This is a genomic window from Butyricicoccus sp. AM27-36, from assembly GCF_003480945.1.
GTDB lineage: Bacteria > Bacillota > Clostridia > Oscillospirales > Butyricicoccaceae > Agathobaculum > Agathobaculum butyriciproducens.
In genome coordinates, this window is sequence record NZ_QUJR01000003.1 from 112,082 (window position 1) to 126,086 (window position 14,005).

General features: G+C 53.1%; 17 protein-coding genes. 14 read left to right on the forward strand and 3 right to left on the reverse strand.

What is annotated here, in order from left to right:
* Positions 1–6: 6 nt before the first annotated feature.
* Positions 7–555 carry a class I SAM-dependent methyltransferase gene (locus tag DW724_RS05665; RefSeq protein WP_118760926.1) on the forward strand — a complete coding sequence of 183 codons (549 nt, stop codon included), beginning with the start codon at positions 7–9 and terminating at the stop codon, positions 553–555.
* Between the two features lie 6 nt (positions 556–561).
* Complete coding sequence (locus tag DW724_RS05670) at positions 562–798, forward strand: hypothetical protein (protein ID WP_118360196.1); 237 nt, start codon at positions 562–564, stop codon at positions 796–798.
* 61 nt (positions 799–859) lie between these two features.
* Here DW724_RS05670 and DW724_RS05675 read toward each other — a convergent pair whose 3' ends face one another.
* From DW724_RS05675 to DW724_RS05685, 3 genes are all read right to left on the reverse strand, one after another.
* A complete protein-coding gene (locus tag DW724_RS05675; RefSeq protein WP_202183509.1) occupies positions 860–2,485 on the reverse strand; it encodes a class I adenylate-forming enzyme family protein in 1,626 nt (541 codons plus the stop codon).
* A 227-nt stretch (positions 2,486–2,712) separates the two neighbouring features.
* On the reverse strand, positions 2,713–3,951 hold the full coding sequence (gene fabF / locus DW724_RS05680; protein ID WP_118760927.1) for a beta-ketoacyl-ACP synthase II: 1,239 nt from the start codon (positions 3,949–3,951) through the stop codon (positions 2,713–2,715).
* Positions 3,952–4,172: 221 nt separating this feature from the next.
* On the reverse strand, positions 4,173–4,433 hold the full coding sequence (locus DW724_RS05685; protein WP_442861254.1) for a manganese catalase family protein: 261 nt from the start codon (positions 4,431–4,433) through the stop codon (positions 4,173–4,175).
* A gap of 259 nt (positions 4,434–4,692) precedes the next feature.
* On the opposite strand from DW724_RS05685, the gene DW724_RS15565 reads away from it, so the two are divergent.
* The 12 genes from DW724_RS15565 (at position 4,693) to DW724_RS05740 (ending at position 13,990) form a co-directional block, all read left to right on the forward strand.
* Positions 4,693–4,848, forward strand: a complete 156-nt coding sequence (locus tag DW724_RS15565) for a hypothetical protein (protein ID WP_158557278.1) — start codon at positions 4,693–4,695, stop codon at positions 4,846–4,848.
* Positions 4,835–5,896: a DNA cytosine methyltransferase gene (locus DW724_RS05690; RefSeq protein WP_118760928.1), complete on the forward strand. Its 1,062-nt coding sequence runs from the start codon at positions 4,835–4,837 to the stop codon at positions 5,894–5,896. The genes DW724_RS15565 and DW724_RS05690 overlap by 14 nt, the downstream gene beginning before the upstream one ends.
* Before the next feature lie 17 nt (positions 5,897–5,913).
* Entirely contained in the window at positions 5,914–6,237 is a 324-nt protein-coding gene (locus DW724_RS05695) for a YdcP family protein (protein ID WP_116704820.1), read from the forward strand.
* A 22-nt stretch (positions 6,238–6,259) separates the two neighbouring features.
* A complete protein-coding gene (locus DW724_RS05700; RefSeq protein WP_116704821.1) occupies positions 6,260–6,640 on the forward strand; it encodes a YdcP family protein in 381 nt (126 codons plus the stop codon).
* Complete coding sequence (locus tag DW724_RS05705) at positions 6,640–7,950, forward strand: FtsK/SpoIIIE domain-containing protein (RefSeq protein WP_118760929.1); 1,311 nt, start codon at positions 6,640–6,642, stop codon at positions 7,948–7,950. The genes DW724_RS05700 and DW724_RS05705 overlap by 1 nt, the downstream gene beginning before the upstream one ends.
* Before the next feature lie 80 nt (positions 7,951–8,030).
* Positions 8,031–8,333 carry a type II toxin-antitoxin system RelB/DinJ family antitoxin gene (locus tag DW724_RS05710; protein WP_110437267.1) on the forward strand — a complete coding sequence of 101 codons (303 nt, stop codon included), beginning with the start codon at positions 8,031–8,033 and terminating at the stop codon, positions 8,331–8,333.
* On the forward strand, positions 8,330–8,635 hold the full coding sequence (locus tag DW724_RS05715) for a type II toxin-antitoxin system RelE/ParE family toxin (RefSeq protein WP_116704823.1): 306 nt from the start codon (positions 8,330–8,332) through the stop codon (positions 8,633–8,635). The genes DW724_RS05710 and DW724_RS05715 overlap by 4 nt, the downstream gene beginning before the upstream one ends.
* Before the next feature lie 283 nt (positions 8,636–8,918).
* Complete coding sequence (locus DW724_RS05720) at positions 8,919–10,073, forward strand: replication initiation factor domain-containing protein (protein ID WP_243105695.1); 1,155 nt, start codon at positions 8,919–8,921, stop codon at positions 10,071–10,073.
* A complete protein-coding gene (locus tag DW724_RS05725; protein ID WP_117491625.1) occupies positions 10,073–10,294 on the forward strand; it encodes a hypothetical protein in 222 nt (73 codons plus the stop codon). The genes DW724_RS05720 and DW724_RS05725 overlap by 1 nt, the downstream gene beginning before the upstream one ends.
* A 42-nt stretch (positions 10,295–10,336) precedes the next feature.
* Positions 10,337–10,828, forward strand: coding sequence for an antirestriction protein ArdA (locus DW724_RS05730; protein WP_442861263.1), 492 nt, complete (start codon positions 10,337–10,339; stop codon positions 10,826–10,828).
* 335 nt (positions 10,829–11,163) lie between these two features.
* A complete protein-coding gene (locus DW724_RS05735) occupies positions 11,164–11,556 on the forward strand; it encodes a conjugal transfer protein (RefSeq protein WP_118760931.1) in 393 nt (130 codons plus the stop codon).
* On the forward strand, positions 11,540–13,990 hold the full coding sequence (locus DW724_RS05740) for an ATP-binding protein (RefSeq protein WP_118760932.1): 2,451 nt from the start codon (positions 11,540–11,542) through the stop codon (positions 13,988–13,990). The genes DW724_RS05735 and DW724_RS05740 overlap by 17 nt, the downstream gene beginning before the upstream one ends.
* Positions 13,991–14,005: the final 15 nt, after the last annotated feature.

A 14,005-nucleotide genomic window follows, 5' to 3' on the forward strand; every position in this document is an offset into this window, starting at 1 on the left:
CAGAGCATGAACACACTTTCGGTTGTGCATGATGTGCTCCGGCGGCAGGTTCGGGAAGGCGATTTTTGTATTGATGCGACCGCGGGAAAGGGCAGAGACACAGCACTGCTGTGCCGTCTGACAGGCGAAAACGGCCGTGTGCTGGCCTTTGATGTGCAGGAGGATGCCGTCCGGCAGACCCGCGAGCTGCTGGCGAAGGAGCACCTCAGCGCCGAGGTTTACCTCGACAGCCACGCTAACATGGCACACTACGCCGAACCGGAGACCGTGGATTGCATCGTGTTCAATTTCGGCCGTCTGCCCGGCGGAGACCCGACAAAATTCACCACCGCAGAGACTTCACTGCCTGCTGTGGATGCGGGACTGAATCTGCTCAAAAAAGGCGGATTGATGGCGCTTGCGCTCTATTACGGCAAGGAAAACGGCTATGAAGAGCGCGACGCGCTTCTGGCTCACTTGCGGGAACTCGACGACCGAACCTATACCGTGCTCGGCTGTGAGTGGATGAACCGCAAAAATGATCCGCCGCTGCCGATTTTCATCTGGAAGGAGTAACGAATTATGCCTTGGTGCCCGAAATGCGGCGCGGAATACGTCGAGAATGTTCGTAAATGCAAGGATTGCGACGTGAGGCTGCTCGACCATAAGCCGACACCGGACGAAATGCTTCCTCCGGACCCGAAGCCGACAGGCTGGCGGCGGTTTGTCACAAGAGAACGATTCCTGCGCGTGCTGAAAACGCTGATCGCCATTTTGCTGGCGCTGGCGGCTGCGCTGTCGCTGCAAGGATTACTGTAAACGTGTTGTAGATGTAAAAAGGAGAATGGAACGAATCCATTCTCCTTTTGTGCTGTCTGGGTTATTTTTGCTTGCGCAGGGCGCGGTGCATGATTTTGCCGGTCGCGGTGTGCGGCAGGGAATCGACAATGTTGTAGATGCGCGGCCACTTGTACGAGGACAGCACGGGACTGTTCGTGCAGTACTCCTTCAGCTCCTCAACGGTGAGGGAGGGGTCGCTCGGCACAACATATGCCGCAACAACTTCGCCGCGCAGCTTGTCCGGCGCACCGATAACGGCGCTCTCTGCGACCTTGGGATGGTCGTTCAGCACGGCCTCGATCTGCGGCGGATAGATGTTTTCGCCTGCGGAAACGATCATATCGTCCTTGCGGCCGCGCACGGTGACGAACTCGTTCTCGTCCCATGTGCCGACATCGCCGGTGTACAGAAATCCCTTGTAGAACTTCTGTTCGGTCATTTCCGGGTTGTTGTAGTAGCAGAATGCGCTCTTTGCCGGAGAGGAGATGATGATCTCGCCCTCGGCCACGTTGTCGTGCGGGACCAGGTCGTCCGGCTCGGAATGGGAGCCGTCCTCGCGCAGCTTTACGATGCGGACCTCGTCATCCGTACACGAGCGGCCGGCCGAGCCTGCGTTATCCGGCAGGTCGAACGGGCGCAGAAATGTGTTCCAGAAGGATTCCGTTGTGCCGTATCCGTTGAAAATGTTCGGCGTGAGCAGCTTCATATATTTCTCACATGCGCTCTTTTCAAACGGCGCGCCCATGGTGACAATGCCGCGCAGCGCGGACAGGTCGTGCGGGGTGCGCTCCTGCGTGCGGGCGAGCATGGCGATGATGGTCGGTACACCGATCAGGAACGAGATGTTGTACTTAGCGGCATATTCCAGGCAGCGCTTCGGTGCAAAATCGCGCAGAATGACAACTTCGCCGCCCGCATAGAGGGTCGGGCACGGGCCGCCGGAGTGGATGCCGCCGCGGTGGAACCACGGGGTCATGTTCATCGTGCGGTCGGTCGGACCGAGAGGGAAGTGCATCATAACGTCATGCGCGGAAAGCACCTCGTTGATATTGTTGATCGGCACGCCCTTCGGACGGTTGGTTGTGCCGGAGGTGTACAGACGGGTGGTCTCGTCGTAGATGTGCGGGTCGAAGTCGATCGGCGGGTCGTTCTCCGGCTGATCGGCAACGTAATCCGCATAGCGCACCTGACCGGCAGGTGCGGCATCGTCTGCGCCGACAACGATCTTGATGGCAGGCTTGCTCTCGCACAGGTCGAGCGCACCGCCGGACAGCTCGCCGAACTCGGCGTCATAGATGAAAGCCTTGGGCGTGCTGTCATCAATGACGAGTGCAATCTCGCCTGCGCCCTGCCGGTAGTTGACCGGACACGCGATCGCACCAATCTTGTGCGCCGCCAGATAACAGAAAACAAACTCCGGCGAGTTGAGCAGGGTGAACATGACAACGTCGTTCTTGCCGACGCCGTCCGCGCGCAGCGCATGCGCCAGACGGTTGGCTTCGGCGTTCAGTTCGCGGTAGGTCCAGCGGCGGCCGGAACGCGGGTCAAAGAGTGCCGGTCGGCTGCCGAAACGCGAAACATTGCGAAGAAAACCGTTCAGATAGGTGAAACGGGTTTCAAATGTGTCGCGGAACATGGAAATATCATAGGTGTATTCGTGACTCAAGGGATCACCTCGTAATAATTTGTATGGGGAATTAGCAATTCGTAATTACCTCAGGAAATGGGTTGTATGTAGAGTTAAAAACTACTTAACGAATATTATAATACCACACAATCATGGAATTGCAAGAAGAAAAATCTTACAGGGACACAGGCTGCATGCCGATGTCCCTGTTTGTTTATTGTTTGACAGGAGGAGAATTGCTGCACAAGCTTCTCACTCCTACCGCCTCACTGTTTCTCGTACCGAGCAACAATCAGGCTGGAATTCTGTCCGCCGAAGCCGAGCGAATTGCTCATTGCAGCGTTGATTTCCGCCTTGCGCGCGGTATTCGGCACATAATCCAGATCGCATTCCGGATCGGGCTTTGCCAGGTGCAGGGTGGGCGGCAGAACGCCTTCCTCGATGGCCTTGATGCAGGCGATGGCTTCGGTCAGGCCGCCGGCGCCCATGAGGTGGCCGGTCGCGGACTTGGTGGAGCTCATCGGCGGTGCGCTTTCGCGGCCGCCGAACACGGTCTTGACCGCCAGCGTTTCGGCTTTGTCGCCGAGCGGCGTGGACGTGCCGTGCGCGTTGATATAGCCAATGTCGGACGGCTGCATGCCAGCCTTCTTGAGCGCCAGCTTCATGCAGCGGGAAGCGCCTTCGCCGTCCGGGCAGGGCGCAGTAACGTGGTGTGCATCCGAGGTGTTCGCGTAACCGGCGAGTACGGCGTGGATTTTTGCGCCGCGGGCGAGTGCATGCTCCTCGGTCTCGATCAGGAGAGCGCCGCCGCCTTCACCGATAACGAAGCCATCGCGGTCAATGTCGAACGGGCGGCACGCCTGCTCGGGGGCATCGTTTCGGCGGGAAAGCGCCTTTGCCTGCGACAGACCGGAAACCACGATCGGGCACAGAATGCTCTCGCCGCCGACTGCCAGAACCGCGTCTGCCTCGCCGGAGCGGAGCAGCATCGCTGCGGTCATGATGGCGTCGCCGCCTGCTGAGCATGCCGTATTGAGTGTCAGACTCGGGCCGTGAATGCCGTGAGCAATCGCGATCTGGGCGGCAGCGATGTTGCCGATGGTCATCGGCACAAAGCGAGGGCCGACGCGCTTGCCTGCGTCGAACGCAGCCTGCGTCTGTGCAACGGTGGTAACGCCGTCCATTGCAGTGCCCATGACGATGCCGATACGGTCGCTTTCGCTCTCGATGGACAGCTCACTGTCCTTGAGAGCCTCCTCGGCCGCAACAAAGGCAAACTGCATGAACGGGTCCATCGTGCGGGCCAGCGTTTTCGGCATGTAGGCAGCGGGATCGAAGTCCTTCAGCTCTGCCGCGATCTGCACGGGCAGTTCGGATGCATCAAAGCGGGTAATTTTTCCTACACCGCATTGTCCCTCCACCAGTGCGGACCAGTATGCGTCCACACCAATACCGATCGGCGTAACAGCGCCCATACCGGTGATGACCAATTTCTGTTCTTTCATGCTTGTTCCCCTACTTACTGAAATTTATGCGAAGGCCTGTCCGATAGTGATCAGGCAAATATATAATATGCGCTACTTAATAGCATTATAGCAGAAATGCACGGAAAAGAAAAGTCACTTTACACAGTAAAGTGTTCAAATTTGTTTTGCACAGTGACCCGGATTGATGCAGTATTTGCACAAAAAAGGAGACGGTCAGGGACCATCTCCTTGCAAATGCGTTATTTCTCTTTGGGCCGGATGTCGATGGACGGGTTATAGGCATAGTAGTTCTTGGCATCCAGATTATCCTGCACAACGCGCAGCGCGTCTCCGAACCGCTGGAAATGCACGACTTCTCGTTCTCGCAGGAATTTGAGCGGCTCGCGAACATCCGGGTCGTCGATCAGGCGGAGAAGGTTGTCATAGGTTATTCTGGCTTTTTGCTCTGGTACGATGGGATAAGAACAACTTTTGAGGGGAATTTGTACAAGCCTTTTCATGCTGCGGTGTGACAAGAACAACAAAATTACCGTAAAATGACAAAAATAAAGCAGGACAAGCTGTTTCCTAAAATACAAACCATATTACGCCAAAAACTGGTAAAGCGAAAGCCGTTCTCAAAGAAGGACGGCTTTTTCATTACCCGAAAAAGGAAAAGATCATGCTTACTCAATATAAAATCTATTGTTTGTTTGCCAGACCGCCGCCGTTCAGCGTACAGATAGTATGACAATTCATGTAATAGCAGGAGGGATACTCATGTACTACAACACCTGTCCGCACTGCGGGGCACACTTGGACCCGGACGAGCACTGCGACTGCCTTGCCCGTGTGCGCGGCAAGAAAATCCGCACCGGCAACTGTCGTATCCACGGCACGATGGGCCGCACGAGGTATGCGCGTGACCGTACTTAAACTCGGCAGCCTGTTTGATGGAATCGGCGTGTTTCCGCTGGCGGCGATGCACTGCGGCATGGAACCTGTGTGGGCGAGCGAGATTGAAGCACGCCCGATCTCCATCACCAAACGGCATTTCCCGGATATGCTGCACTTGGGTGACATTACGAAGATCAGCGGTGCAGAGATACCGCCGGTCGATGTGATTACATTCGGTTCGCCCTGTCAGGACTTGTCGCAGATTGGCACGAGAAACGGTTTCGCGGGCAAAAAATCCAGCCTGTTCTATCAGGCCATGCGAATTATCGAGGAGATGAGATATGCAACCAATGGTTGGTATCCAGCTTTCTGTATTTGGGAAAACGTTGCGGGAGCGTTTTCTTCAAATGACAGGCTGGATTTTGCAGCCATGCTCCGTGCGTTCACAGGTGCCGAGGTTTCAGTGCCTTCTCGTGGATGGGCACACGCCGGAATGGTGCGAGGGGGATGCGCTGATACCGCTTGGCGACTGCTGGACGCCCAGTATTGGGGAGAACCCGCCCTCGTACAGCGCCGCAAGCGCGTGTTCGTCGTGGCGGATTTTGCAGGCCAGCGTGCCGGAGAAGTATTATTTAAGCCCCGGACTATGTTCCCGTTTTCTTCGATTGGCGGTCCGGGCGGGCTGTCCGCCACCCAAAGAGGTGGAGTACCTGCTGCTCAAACAGGGCGGCAGGTACCCATCGTCAGACCGTTTTCCCTTCGGCGGATGCGAACTATGGCACAGGTCGGAGATCGGAAAGGGTTCTGTGCCAGCTTCGGACGAGGAGGAGAACCATTCCCAACTTTGCTTGCGAGTGTAACGGCGCCGTTTTCGTTTTGGTACGAGGGTGAGGAACAAGACGGATTCCTGCGTGTGCTGACACCGCTGGAATGTGAGCGGCTGATGGGTCTGCCCGAAAACTGGACAAAATACGGCTGCATGAATGAAGAAATCAGCGATCATGCCCGTTATCGAGCACTTGGCAACTCGATTGCCCTGCCGTGCGCAGAATATGTGATGGCGGGTATCGCGGAAGTAATGAAGTAGAATTTGGAGGTCTTTATATGGAATTGAAATTTGTGATCCCTAACATGGCGAAGTCGCTCGGCAATCTGGAATTTGGCGGTCCGGCCGAGGTAAAGCGCGGCGATACCCGCCGCAACGGCACCCAGACCAAGGTGCTGTACCGCCGCTACAAGCTGTTCAGCGATGTGCAGCGTGCGGATGATATTGAGGTCGTGATCGACGGTGCGGCTGGTCAGAAACAGTTCGCATACATGGAGCCGGTCAAGCTCAAGAACCCGTCGGTGACAGCTGAGGGCTATGTGATCAACGGCCGCGCGTTCGTGGACTACATTCTACACGCGGAAGATATGGAAAAGGCGTAAACGAGAAAGGACGGTACGATTTATGAGATTCAGCAATGGTTTTTTCGGTGAAAATGAAGCAACGCTCGGCACGCTGCGTTTTTCGGCAATGCGCCGCGAGGTGTTCGAGGAAAACGCAGACGGCACGCCGTCCGAGGTGGTCAAGGAGCGCACCTACGATCTGAAAAGCGACAAGCAGGGGCGCATGATTCAGGTCAGTATTCCGGCAACCGTTCCGGTGCGCGATTTTGCGTACAACGCGGAAGTGAAGTTGGTCAACCCGATGTTCGGTGCGATCGCCCATGTGACGTTCGGCAACAGCGCCGAGGTGGACTGGTACATCAAGGCGGACGATCTGGTGCTCAAAACGCCCGCACAGAACAGCCAGCCTCACAAGGATGTTCCGGCAGATAAGAAATCGTAATGCACAGGCTGTGTAGAAATCGCGGCAGGCGGATTCGCCCGAGCGATAAAGATTTGGTGTTCCGAACGGTGTTTTTCCTGCTGTTCGCGGTGTTTGCTGTGACATTTGTATTGCTGAATATCCGCACGGACTGGCGCAATCCATCCGTGCCCTATCTGCTGTTCAGCGCGGCGATGGGCGGGAAAGTGTGTACCGTGACGGTATGGCTGCTGTACCGCCGATTTCCGGACACGCTGCACGAAATGCAGCACCGGCAAAAGCTGGCGCGTATGATACTGGAAAACCAATGGTATGAGCAGAACGATGTAAAGCAAGCGGAAGGATTTTTCAAGGACCTGCCCGCAAGTTCAAAACCGAAGATCGCCCGTTTTCCGCGCATTTATTACCGCATGGAAAACGGGCTTTTGCATATCACGGTGGAGATCACACTCGGAAAGTTTCAAGAACCGCTGCTGCGCTTGGAAAACAAGCTGGAAAGCGGTCTGTACTGTGAGCTTGTCAGCAGAGAATTGCTGGATGGATTTATAGAGTACACGCTGCTGTATGACATGATTGCTAACCGTATCCCAATCTCTGAGGTGCGTGTGGAGCATGGCAAAATGCGGCTCATGCAGAACACCTATTGGGAGTTTGACAGCCTGCCGCATATGCTCATCGCAGGCGGTACAGGCGGCGGTAAAACGTACTTTATCCTGACGCTGATTCGGGCATTGTTGGAAACCAATGCAGCTTTATACATCCTTGACCCGAAAAACGCAGACTTAGCGGATTTGTCTGCCGTCCTGCCGAACGTATGCAGCCGCAAAGAGGAGATCGTGCAGTGTATCACCGAGTTCTGCACGGCAATGCACGAACGCAGTGCGGATATGAAGCGCATGGAAAATTACAAAACCGGCGAAAACTATGCATATCTCGGACTTTCACCGCATTTTCTCGTGTTTGACGAGTACGTTGCGTTCATGGAAATGCTGACAAGCAGGGAGCGCGAAGATGTGTTGAATAAGCTGCGGCAGATTGTCATGCTGGGACGGCAGGCGGGATTCTTCCTGATTCTCGCCTGTCAGCGCCCGGATGCTAAATATCTCGGTGACGGTACCCGCGACCAGTTTAACTTCCGAGTTGCGCTCGGCAGAATGTCCGAACTCGGATACAGCATGATGTTTGGCGAAACGAAAAAGGAGTTCTTTTTCAAGAATATCAAGGGCAGAGGTTATGCCGATACCGGAAAGGGGGTGATTACGGAGTTTTATACTCCGATTGTGCCGAAAGGATACGACTTTTTGCAGGAGATTGGGAGGTGTGCAAAATAATTATGTAGCAACAATGTAGCTACATAATTGACGCATAGAATACGATGTGTTATACTAAATTTGAAAAGGAGGTCTGCAAGATGGATAATGTTATTTCTTCTGCAAAAACAGATATGTTCCGTATTCGCATGAATCCTGAAATTCGTGAAGAATTGGAGCAGATTTATGCAAAAACGGGGTTGACACTCACGGACGCAATCAATGTGTTTTTTCAGCAGTCATTAAATGCAGGCGGTTTCCCCTTTGCAGTGACAGGAGATAATGCGGAAATTGTTAAGGCAAAGGCTCTGGCACGGTTGGTGAAAGAACTGAAAAAGGGCGATGATTGCACCGAAAGCTATTCTGCCGAGCAGGCCCGGGCTATGTTGGGTATTGCTGAATGAGAATTAAATTTAAGAAAACTGCTGTTGAAGATATGCGGGCAACGAAACGATATATTAGGGAGCAGCTTAACAATCCGTCAGCAGCAGCAAAATTAACTCGTCGGGTGTATGACGCGATTATGCTGTTAGAGGATAATCCGTTTATGGGCACAGAATTGTGCAGTCGCTATGCGGTAGATACGGACATTCGGTTTTTAGTAGTAGCAAAGCAGATTGTGTTCTATCGTGTTGTGGGCAACGAATATGTAGAAGTTACCCGTGTACTTGATGGGCGTCAGGATTATATGGCGCTGCTTTTTTGAAATTAAATATGTACACGCAAAACGCGCAGAGGAAAGAACTCTGCGCGTTTTTCTATGCCCTCGCGCCGTCCGTGCGGCGGCGTGCAGCGCGAAAGCCGACGGCACGGAACGGTGCGTTGGGCGCGGCATCAGCCGCGCCCGAACGTCGGAACCCCCTTTATCTAACAGGGGGGTACAAATCGGACAAGATAGGCGAACTACGCAAAACTTTGTACAAAATCAACAGGAAACGGAGGTAAAATTGCAAAACAGGACTTGGATAACGGAGTTTCGGGCAAAACGGATGCAAATTGGCATATCCGAACAGGATATGGCAGTTGAAGCCGGACTGACAACGGAATATTACCGCCGATTGGAGCAGGAAAACCAATCCGTGCCGCAAAAGGTACGCAAGCGGCTGAAAGACGCGCTCATTCGGCTGCACCCTGAGCCGCTGACACTGCTGTTCGACTATGTGCGTATCCGCTTTCCAACAATGGATGTGAAGCATATCATCGAAGATGTTCTTCGGCTGAAAATGAAATATCTGGTGCAGGAGCCGCGTGGAATGTACGGCTACACGAGCACTTACCGGATTGGTGACGTGATGGTGCTGACCTCGCCGTTGGAAGAAATGGGCGTGCTGCTCGAACTGCGCGGCAAAGGCTGTCGGCAGTTTGAAGCGTATCTGGACGGACAAAAGCGGACTTGGTACGAATTTTTCCGCAAGTGCATGAAAGAAAAGGCGGTGTTCAAACGGGTAGACCTCGCGGTGAATGACTTGGTGGGTATGCTGGATATTCCGCTTCTCATCAGTAAATGCCGCAAGGAGGAATGCGTTTCGGTGTTCCGCAGTTTTCGGGCGTTTCGCTCGGGCGGGCTGGTCAGTCGGCAGGAGCAGGACAGCGCCCACATGGGCGCAACGCTGTACATCGGCTCGATGCAGTCCGATTTGTACTTTTGCCTTTACGAGAAAGCGTATGAGCAGCTTGTGAAAAACGGTACGCCGCTCGAACAGGCGGACATTCAGAACCGCTTTGAAATCCGGCTGAAAAATGAGCGGGCGGACAACGCCGTGTACGATCTCGTGTCAAACGAGAATCCGGAACAAACGGCGTTCGGCATTATCAACCGTTATGTGCGCTTTGTGGATAAGGAGAGCGGCAAATCGCGTGAGGAGTGGCCGTTGAATCCCGTGTGGGAAACCTTTATCGGCAAGCACCGCAATATGCTCAAACTGACAACTGCACCCGAGCCGTACACGCTGGAACGGACGCTGAACTGGTTTTCGCATCAGGTGGCACCAACGGCGAAAATGCTCATGCTGATTGACGAAAAGTGCGGGACGTCCCATGTAAAGGATATTCTGGACAACACGGAACTGCGGGACAAGCACCGAAAAATCATTCAGCAGAAGATGCGAACTGTTAATGAAATGATTCAGATGGAGGATAACTAATGAATTTTGGCGTAAATCTGTATAACTGGCTGCTGTCGAACGCCCAGCCGCTGGTGCTGGTTGCTATCGTGGTGATCGGCCTGTATCTCGGCTTCAAGCGTGAGTTTACCAAGCTGATCGGTTTTCTTGTGGTGGCCATGCTGTCGGTTGGTCTGGTGTTCAACGCGGCAGGCGTGAAGGATGTTCTGCTGAGTCTGTTCAATCAGATTCTCGGTGCGTAAGGCTGGCTGAAAAGTCAGCCTTTTCTTATGGAATGAGGTGAAATTATGGAAGAAATGCGCGTTTATATTGCCAATCTCGGCAAATACAACGAGGGCGAACTCGTTGGCGCGTGGTTTGAACCTCCTATCGACATGGACGAAGTGAGAGAGCGTATCGGTCTGAATGAACAGTACGAGGAATACGCCATCCACGATTATGAACTGCCGTTCGCAATCGGGGAGTATACGCCTATCGAGGAGATCAACCGACTGTGCGAAATGGTGGAGGACCTGCCGGACTACATTCGGGACAACATGGGTTCTCTGCTCAGTTATTACAGCGGCGTGGAGGATTTCTGCGAACACGCGGACGATATTATCCTGTGGAGCGGCTGTGACACAACAGCCGATGTAGCGGAACAGATGTTAGATGATGGTCTGATTTCAGATGAAACGCTACGACGGTATTTTGACAGTGCGCAGTACGGGCGCGACCTCTCGATGGAGGGCGATTTTGTGGAAACCAAAGACGGTGTATTTGAACTGATTCGATAAAAGGAGGGCCGCTGCGAGAATGGTGAGGGGGTGAAGCACGGCTGTGTGTAACTGCCGACAGGGAGTTATACATCAACCGTGCAGGGGGAGAGGAAAGACGCCTGCGGCTGGAACTCGTTCCTCTCCCCCTATACCCATAGGCAATACAACACAATTAAAGCTGCGGCGCTTTACGGAAATTTTGCGTCCTGACTTTGTTGCGATTTCACGGTAATACATCAAGTATTACCGCAAAAACGCGCCGCGTCAGTACGCAAAATTTACTCGTAAATCGCTCTTGTTCAATTATGTTGTATTGCCTTATATAATGTAGAAAAGTGAAAAGGAGTTGCAATTTGAAAAAACTAAGAAGTTACAGCAGTGTATGGAAAGTCGAACAGGTAATATACTCGTTCGGTGACGCAAAACTGCCGACACCTGTCACCGTGACCCAGCTGCTTTGGCTGGCGGCAAGCGGTGTGCTGGTGTTCATGCTCCGCAGAGTGCCGCCGCTGGCGTTTATTCATAATCCGCTGATTTTGTGCTGTATTCCGTTCGGTGTGACGTGGTTTATGAGCAAAAAGACCTTTGACGGCAAGAAACCGTACAGTTTTCTGCGCTCGGTGATCGCCTATGCGCTGCGCCCGAAAGTCACCTTTGCCGGAAAGCCTGTCCGGCTGAAAAAGCACCGCGAGAACGCGGATATTACCGTAGTGAGGAGTGAGATTATCCGTGCCGTATCCGATTAAATATATTGAAAATAACCTTGTTTGGAACATTGAGGGCGAGTGTTTTGCCTATTACGAACTGATTCCGTTCAACTATTCGTTCCTGTCGCTGGAACAGAAAGACGCGGTGCATGATGCTTTCCGGCAGTTGATCGCGCAGAACCGTGATGGCAAGATTCACGCTTTGCAGATCAGTACGGAAAGCAGTATCCGCGCCGCACAGGAGCGTTCCAAGAAAAGCGTGACCGGACGGCTGAAAGAGATCGCTTGCGCCGAGATTGACGAGCAGACGGAAAATCTGATTGCTTCTCTCGGTGATACACAGGTCGATTACCGCTTTTTCCTCGGCTTTAAGCTGGTTGTGACGGATAAGGAGTTGTCCGTGAAAGATGTGGGAAAACAGGTCAAGAATGTGCTGTTCGATGCGGCAAACGCTATCAGCAGTTCTTTCATGGGTGATTTCGTGAGTATGCCAAACGACGAAATCCGCCGTTATTCCCGCATGGAAAAGCTGATGGAAAACAAGCTGTCCCGCCGCTTCAAGGTGCGTCGGCTAAATAAGAATGACTTCGGCTATCTGCTGGAGCATATCTACGGCAGGACCGGCACGGCCTATGAAGATTTTGCGTTTACGCTGCCACTTAAAAAACGCAAGCGTGATACACTGGTGAAAAAGTACGATCTTATCAAGCCTGCCCGTTGTCTGATTGAGGAAAAACAGCGGTATTTACACATGAAGTCCGAGGATTCGGAAAGCTACGTTGCGTACTTTACGATTTCGGATGTAGTCGGTGAGCTGGATTTCCCGTCCAGTGAGATTTTCTACTATCAGGAGCAGCAGTTTGACTTTGCGATTGATACGTCAATGAATGTTGAGATTATCACGAACAAAGCTGCTCTTCATACGGTTCGCAACAAGAAAAAGGAGCTGAAAGACCTCGATAACCATGCGTGGGAAAACAACTCGGAAACCACCAATCAGGTGGCAGAAGCGCTGGACAGCGTAGACGAACTGGAAACCGTTCTCGATCAGAGCAAGGAAAGTATGTACAAGCTGTCCTATGTGGTGCGCGTTACCGCGCCGGATGTGGAAGAACTCAAACGCCGCTGTAATCAGGTGCGCGACTTCTACGATGACGCAAGCATTAAGCTGGTGCGGCCTATCGGTGATATGATGGGACTACATAACGAATTTATCCCGTCCAGTAAGCGGTATATGAACGATTATGTGCAGTATGTCACCAGTGATTTTCTTGCCGGTCTGGGTTTCGGTGCAACGCAAATGCTCGGTGAGCGTGATGGTATCTATCTCGGCTACAATGTCGATACAGACCAGAATGTGTATGTGCAGCCTGCAAGGGCGGCACAGGGCGTTAAGGGTTCTGTTACCAATGCGCTGTCCGGCGCGTTCCTCGGCTCTCTGGGCGGCGGTAAATCGTTGTCGTTCAACCTGCTTACTTACTACGCTGTTCTGAACGGCGCGCAGGCTCTTATCCTTGACCCGAAATCCGAGCGCGGACAGTGGAAAGAAAAGCTGCCGGAGATCGCGGACGAGATTAACATTGTAAATCTGACCTCGGACGAGGAAAACAAGGGTATGCTTGACCCGTATATCATCATGCGGAAAACCAAGGACGCAGAAAGCCTTGCGCTTGATGTGCTGACTTTCCTCACGGGCATTTCCTCACGTGATGGCAAACTGTTTCCTGTCCTGCGACGGGCGGTGCGTGCTGTCACGAACAGCGAAACGCGCGGACTGCTCCGCGTCATTGACGCGCTGCGGGACGATGGCTCGGAAACTGCGCTTGCGATTGCCGATCATATCGAATCCTTTACGGACTATGACTTTGCGCACCTGTTGTTCTCAAATGGCAAGGTGCAGCAGACCATCAGCCTTGAAAAGCAGCTGAATATCATTCAAGTAGCCGATCTGGTTCTGCCGGACAAGGATACCGCGCCTGCGAACTACACCACCATTGAAATGCTGTCTATCTCCATGCTGATCGTCATTTCCACCTTTGCGCTGGACTTTATCCATTCGGACAGAAGTATCTTCAAGATGGTCGGTCTTGATGAAGCATGGGCGTTCCTCAATGTGGCACAGGGCAAAACGCTGGCAAACAAGCTGGTTCGCGCCGGTCGTTCGATGAACGCTGCCGTTTACTTTGTCACCCAGAACGCCGGTGATGTGGCAGACGAGAATATCAAGAACAACATCGGCATGAAGTTCGCGTTCCGCTCTACGGATATGAACGAGATCAAGAAAACACTCGAATTTTTCGGTCTGGATTCCGAGGATGAAAACAATCAGAAGCGGCTTCGCAATCTGGAAAACGGTCAGTGTCTTTCCCAAGACCTGTACGGTCGTGTCGGCGTGATCAAGTTCCATGTCATGTTTGATTACCTGTTCCATGCGTTTGATACTCGCCCGCCGGTTACAGGGAACGAGGTGTAACGTGTGACAAATGCC

Bases quoted from the DNA above. Each gene is read 5' to 3' on its own strand.
- DW724_RS05665 (WP_118760926.1), top strand. From the start codon at position 7: ATGAACACACTTTCGGTTGTGCATGATGTGCTCCGGCGGCAGGTTCGG.
- DW724_RS05700 (WP_116704821.1), top strand. From the start codon at position 6,260: ATGAGATTCAGCAATGGTTTTTTCGGTGAAAATGAAGCAACGCTCGGC.
- fabF (WP_118760927.1), bottom strand. From the start codon at position 3,951: ATGAAAGAACAGAAATTGGTCATCACCGGTATGGGCGCTGTTACGCCG.
- DW724_RS15565 (WP_158557278.1), top strand. From the start codon at position 4,693: ATGTACTACAACACCTGTCCGCACTGCGGGGCACACTTGGACCCGGAC.
- DW724_RS05715 (WP_116704823.1), top strand. From the start codon at position 8,330: ATGAGAATTAAATTTAAGAAAACTGCTGTTGAAGATATGCGGGCAACG.
- DW724_RS05670 (WP_118360196.1), top strand. From the start codon at position 562: ATGCCTTGGTGCCCGAAATGCGGCGCGGAATACGTCGAGAATGTTCGT.
- DW724_RS05685 (WP_442861254.1), bottom strand. From the start codon at position 4,433: ATGAAAAGGCTTGTACAAATTCCCCTCAAAAGTTGTTCTTATCCCATC.
- DW724_RS05705 (WP_118760929.1), top strand. From the start codon at position 6,640: ATGCACAGGCTGTGTAGAAATCGCGGCAGGCGGATTCGCCCGAGCGAT.
- DW724_RS05720 (WP_243105695.1), top strand. From the start codon at position 8,919: ATGCAAATTGGCATATCCGAACAGGATATGGCAGTTGAAGCCGGACTG.
- DW724_RS05695 (WP_116704820.1), top strand. From the start codon at position 5,914: ATGGAATTGAAATTTGTGATCCCTAACATGGCGAAGTCGCTCGGCAAT.
- DW724_RS05710 (WP_110437267.1), top strand. From the start codon at position 8,031: ATGGATAATGTTATTTCTTCTGCAAAAACAGATATGTTCCGTATTCGC.
- DW724_RS05725 (WP_117491625.1), top strand. From the start codon at position 10,073: ATGAATTTTGGCGTAAATCTGTATAACTGGCTGCTGTCGAACGCCCAG.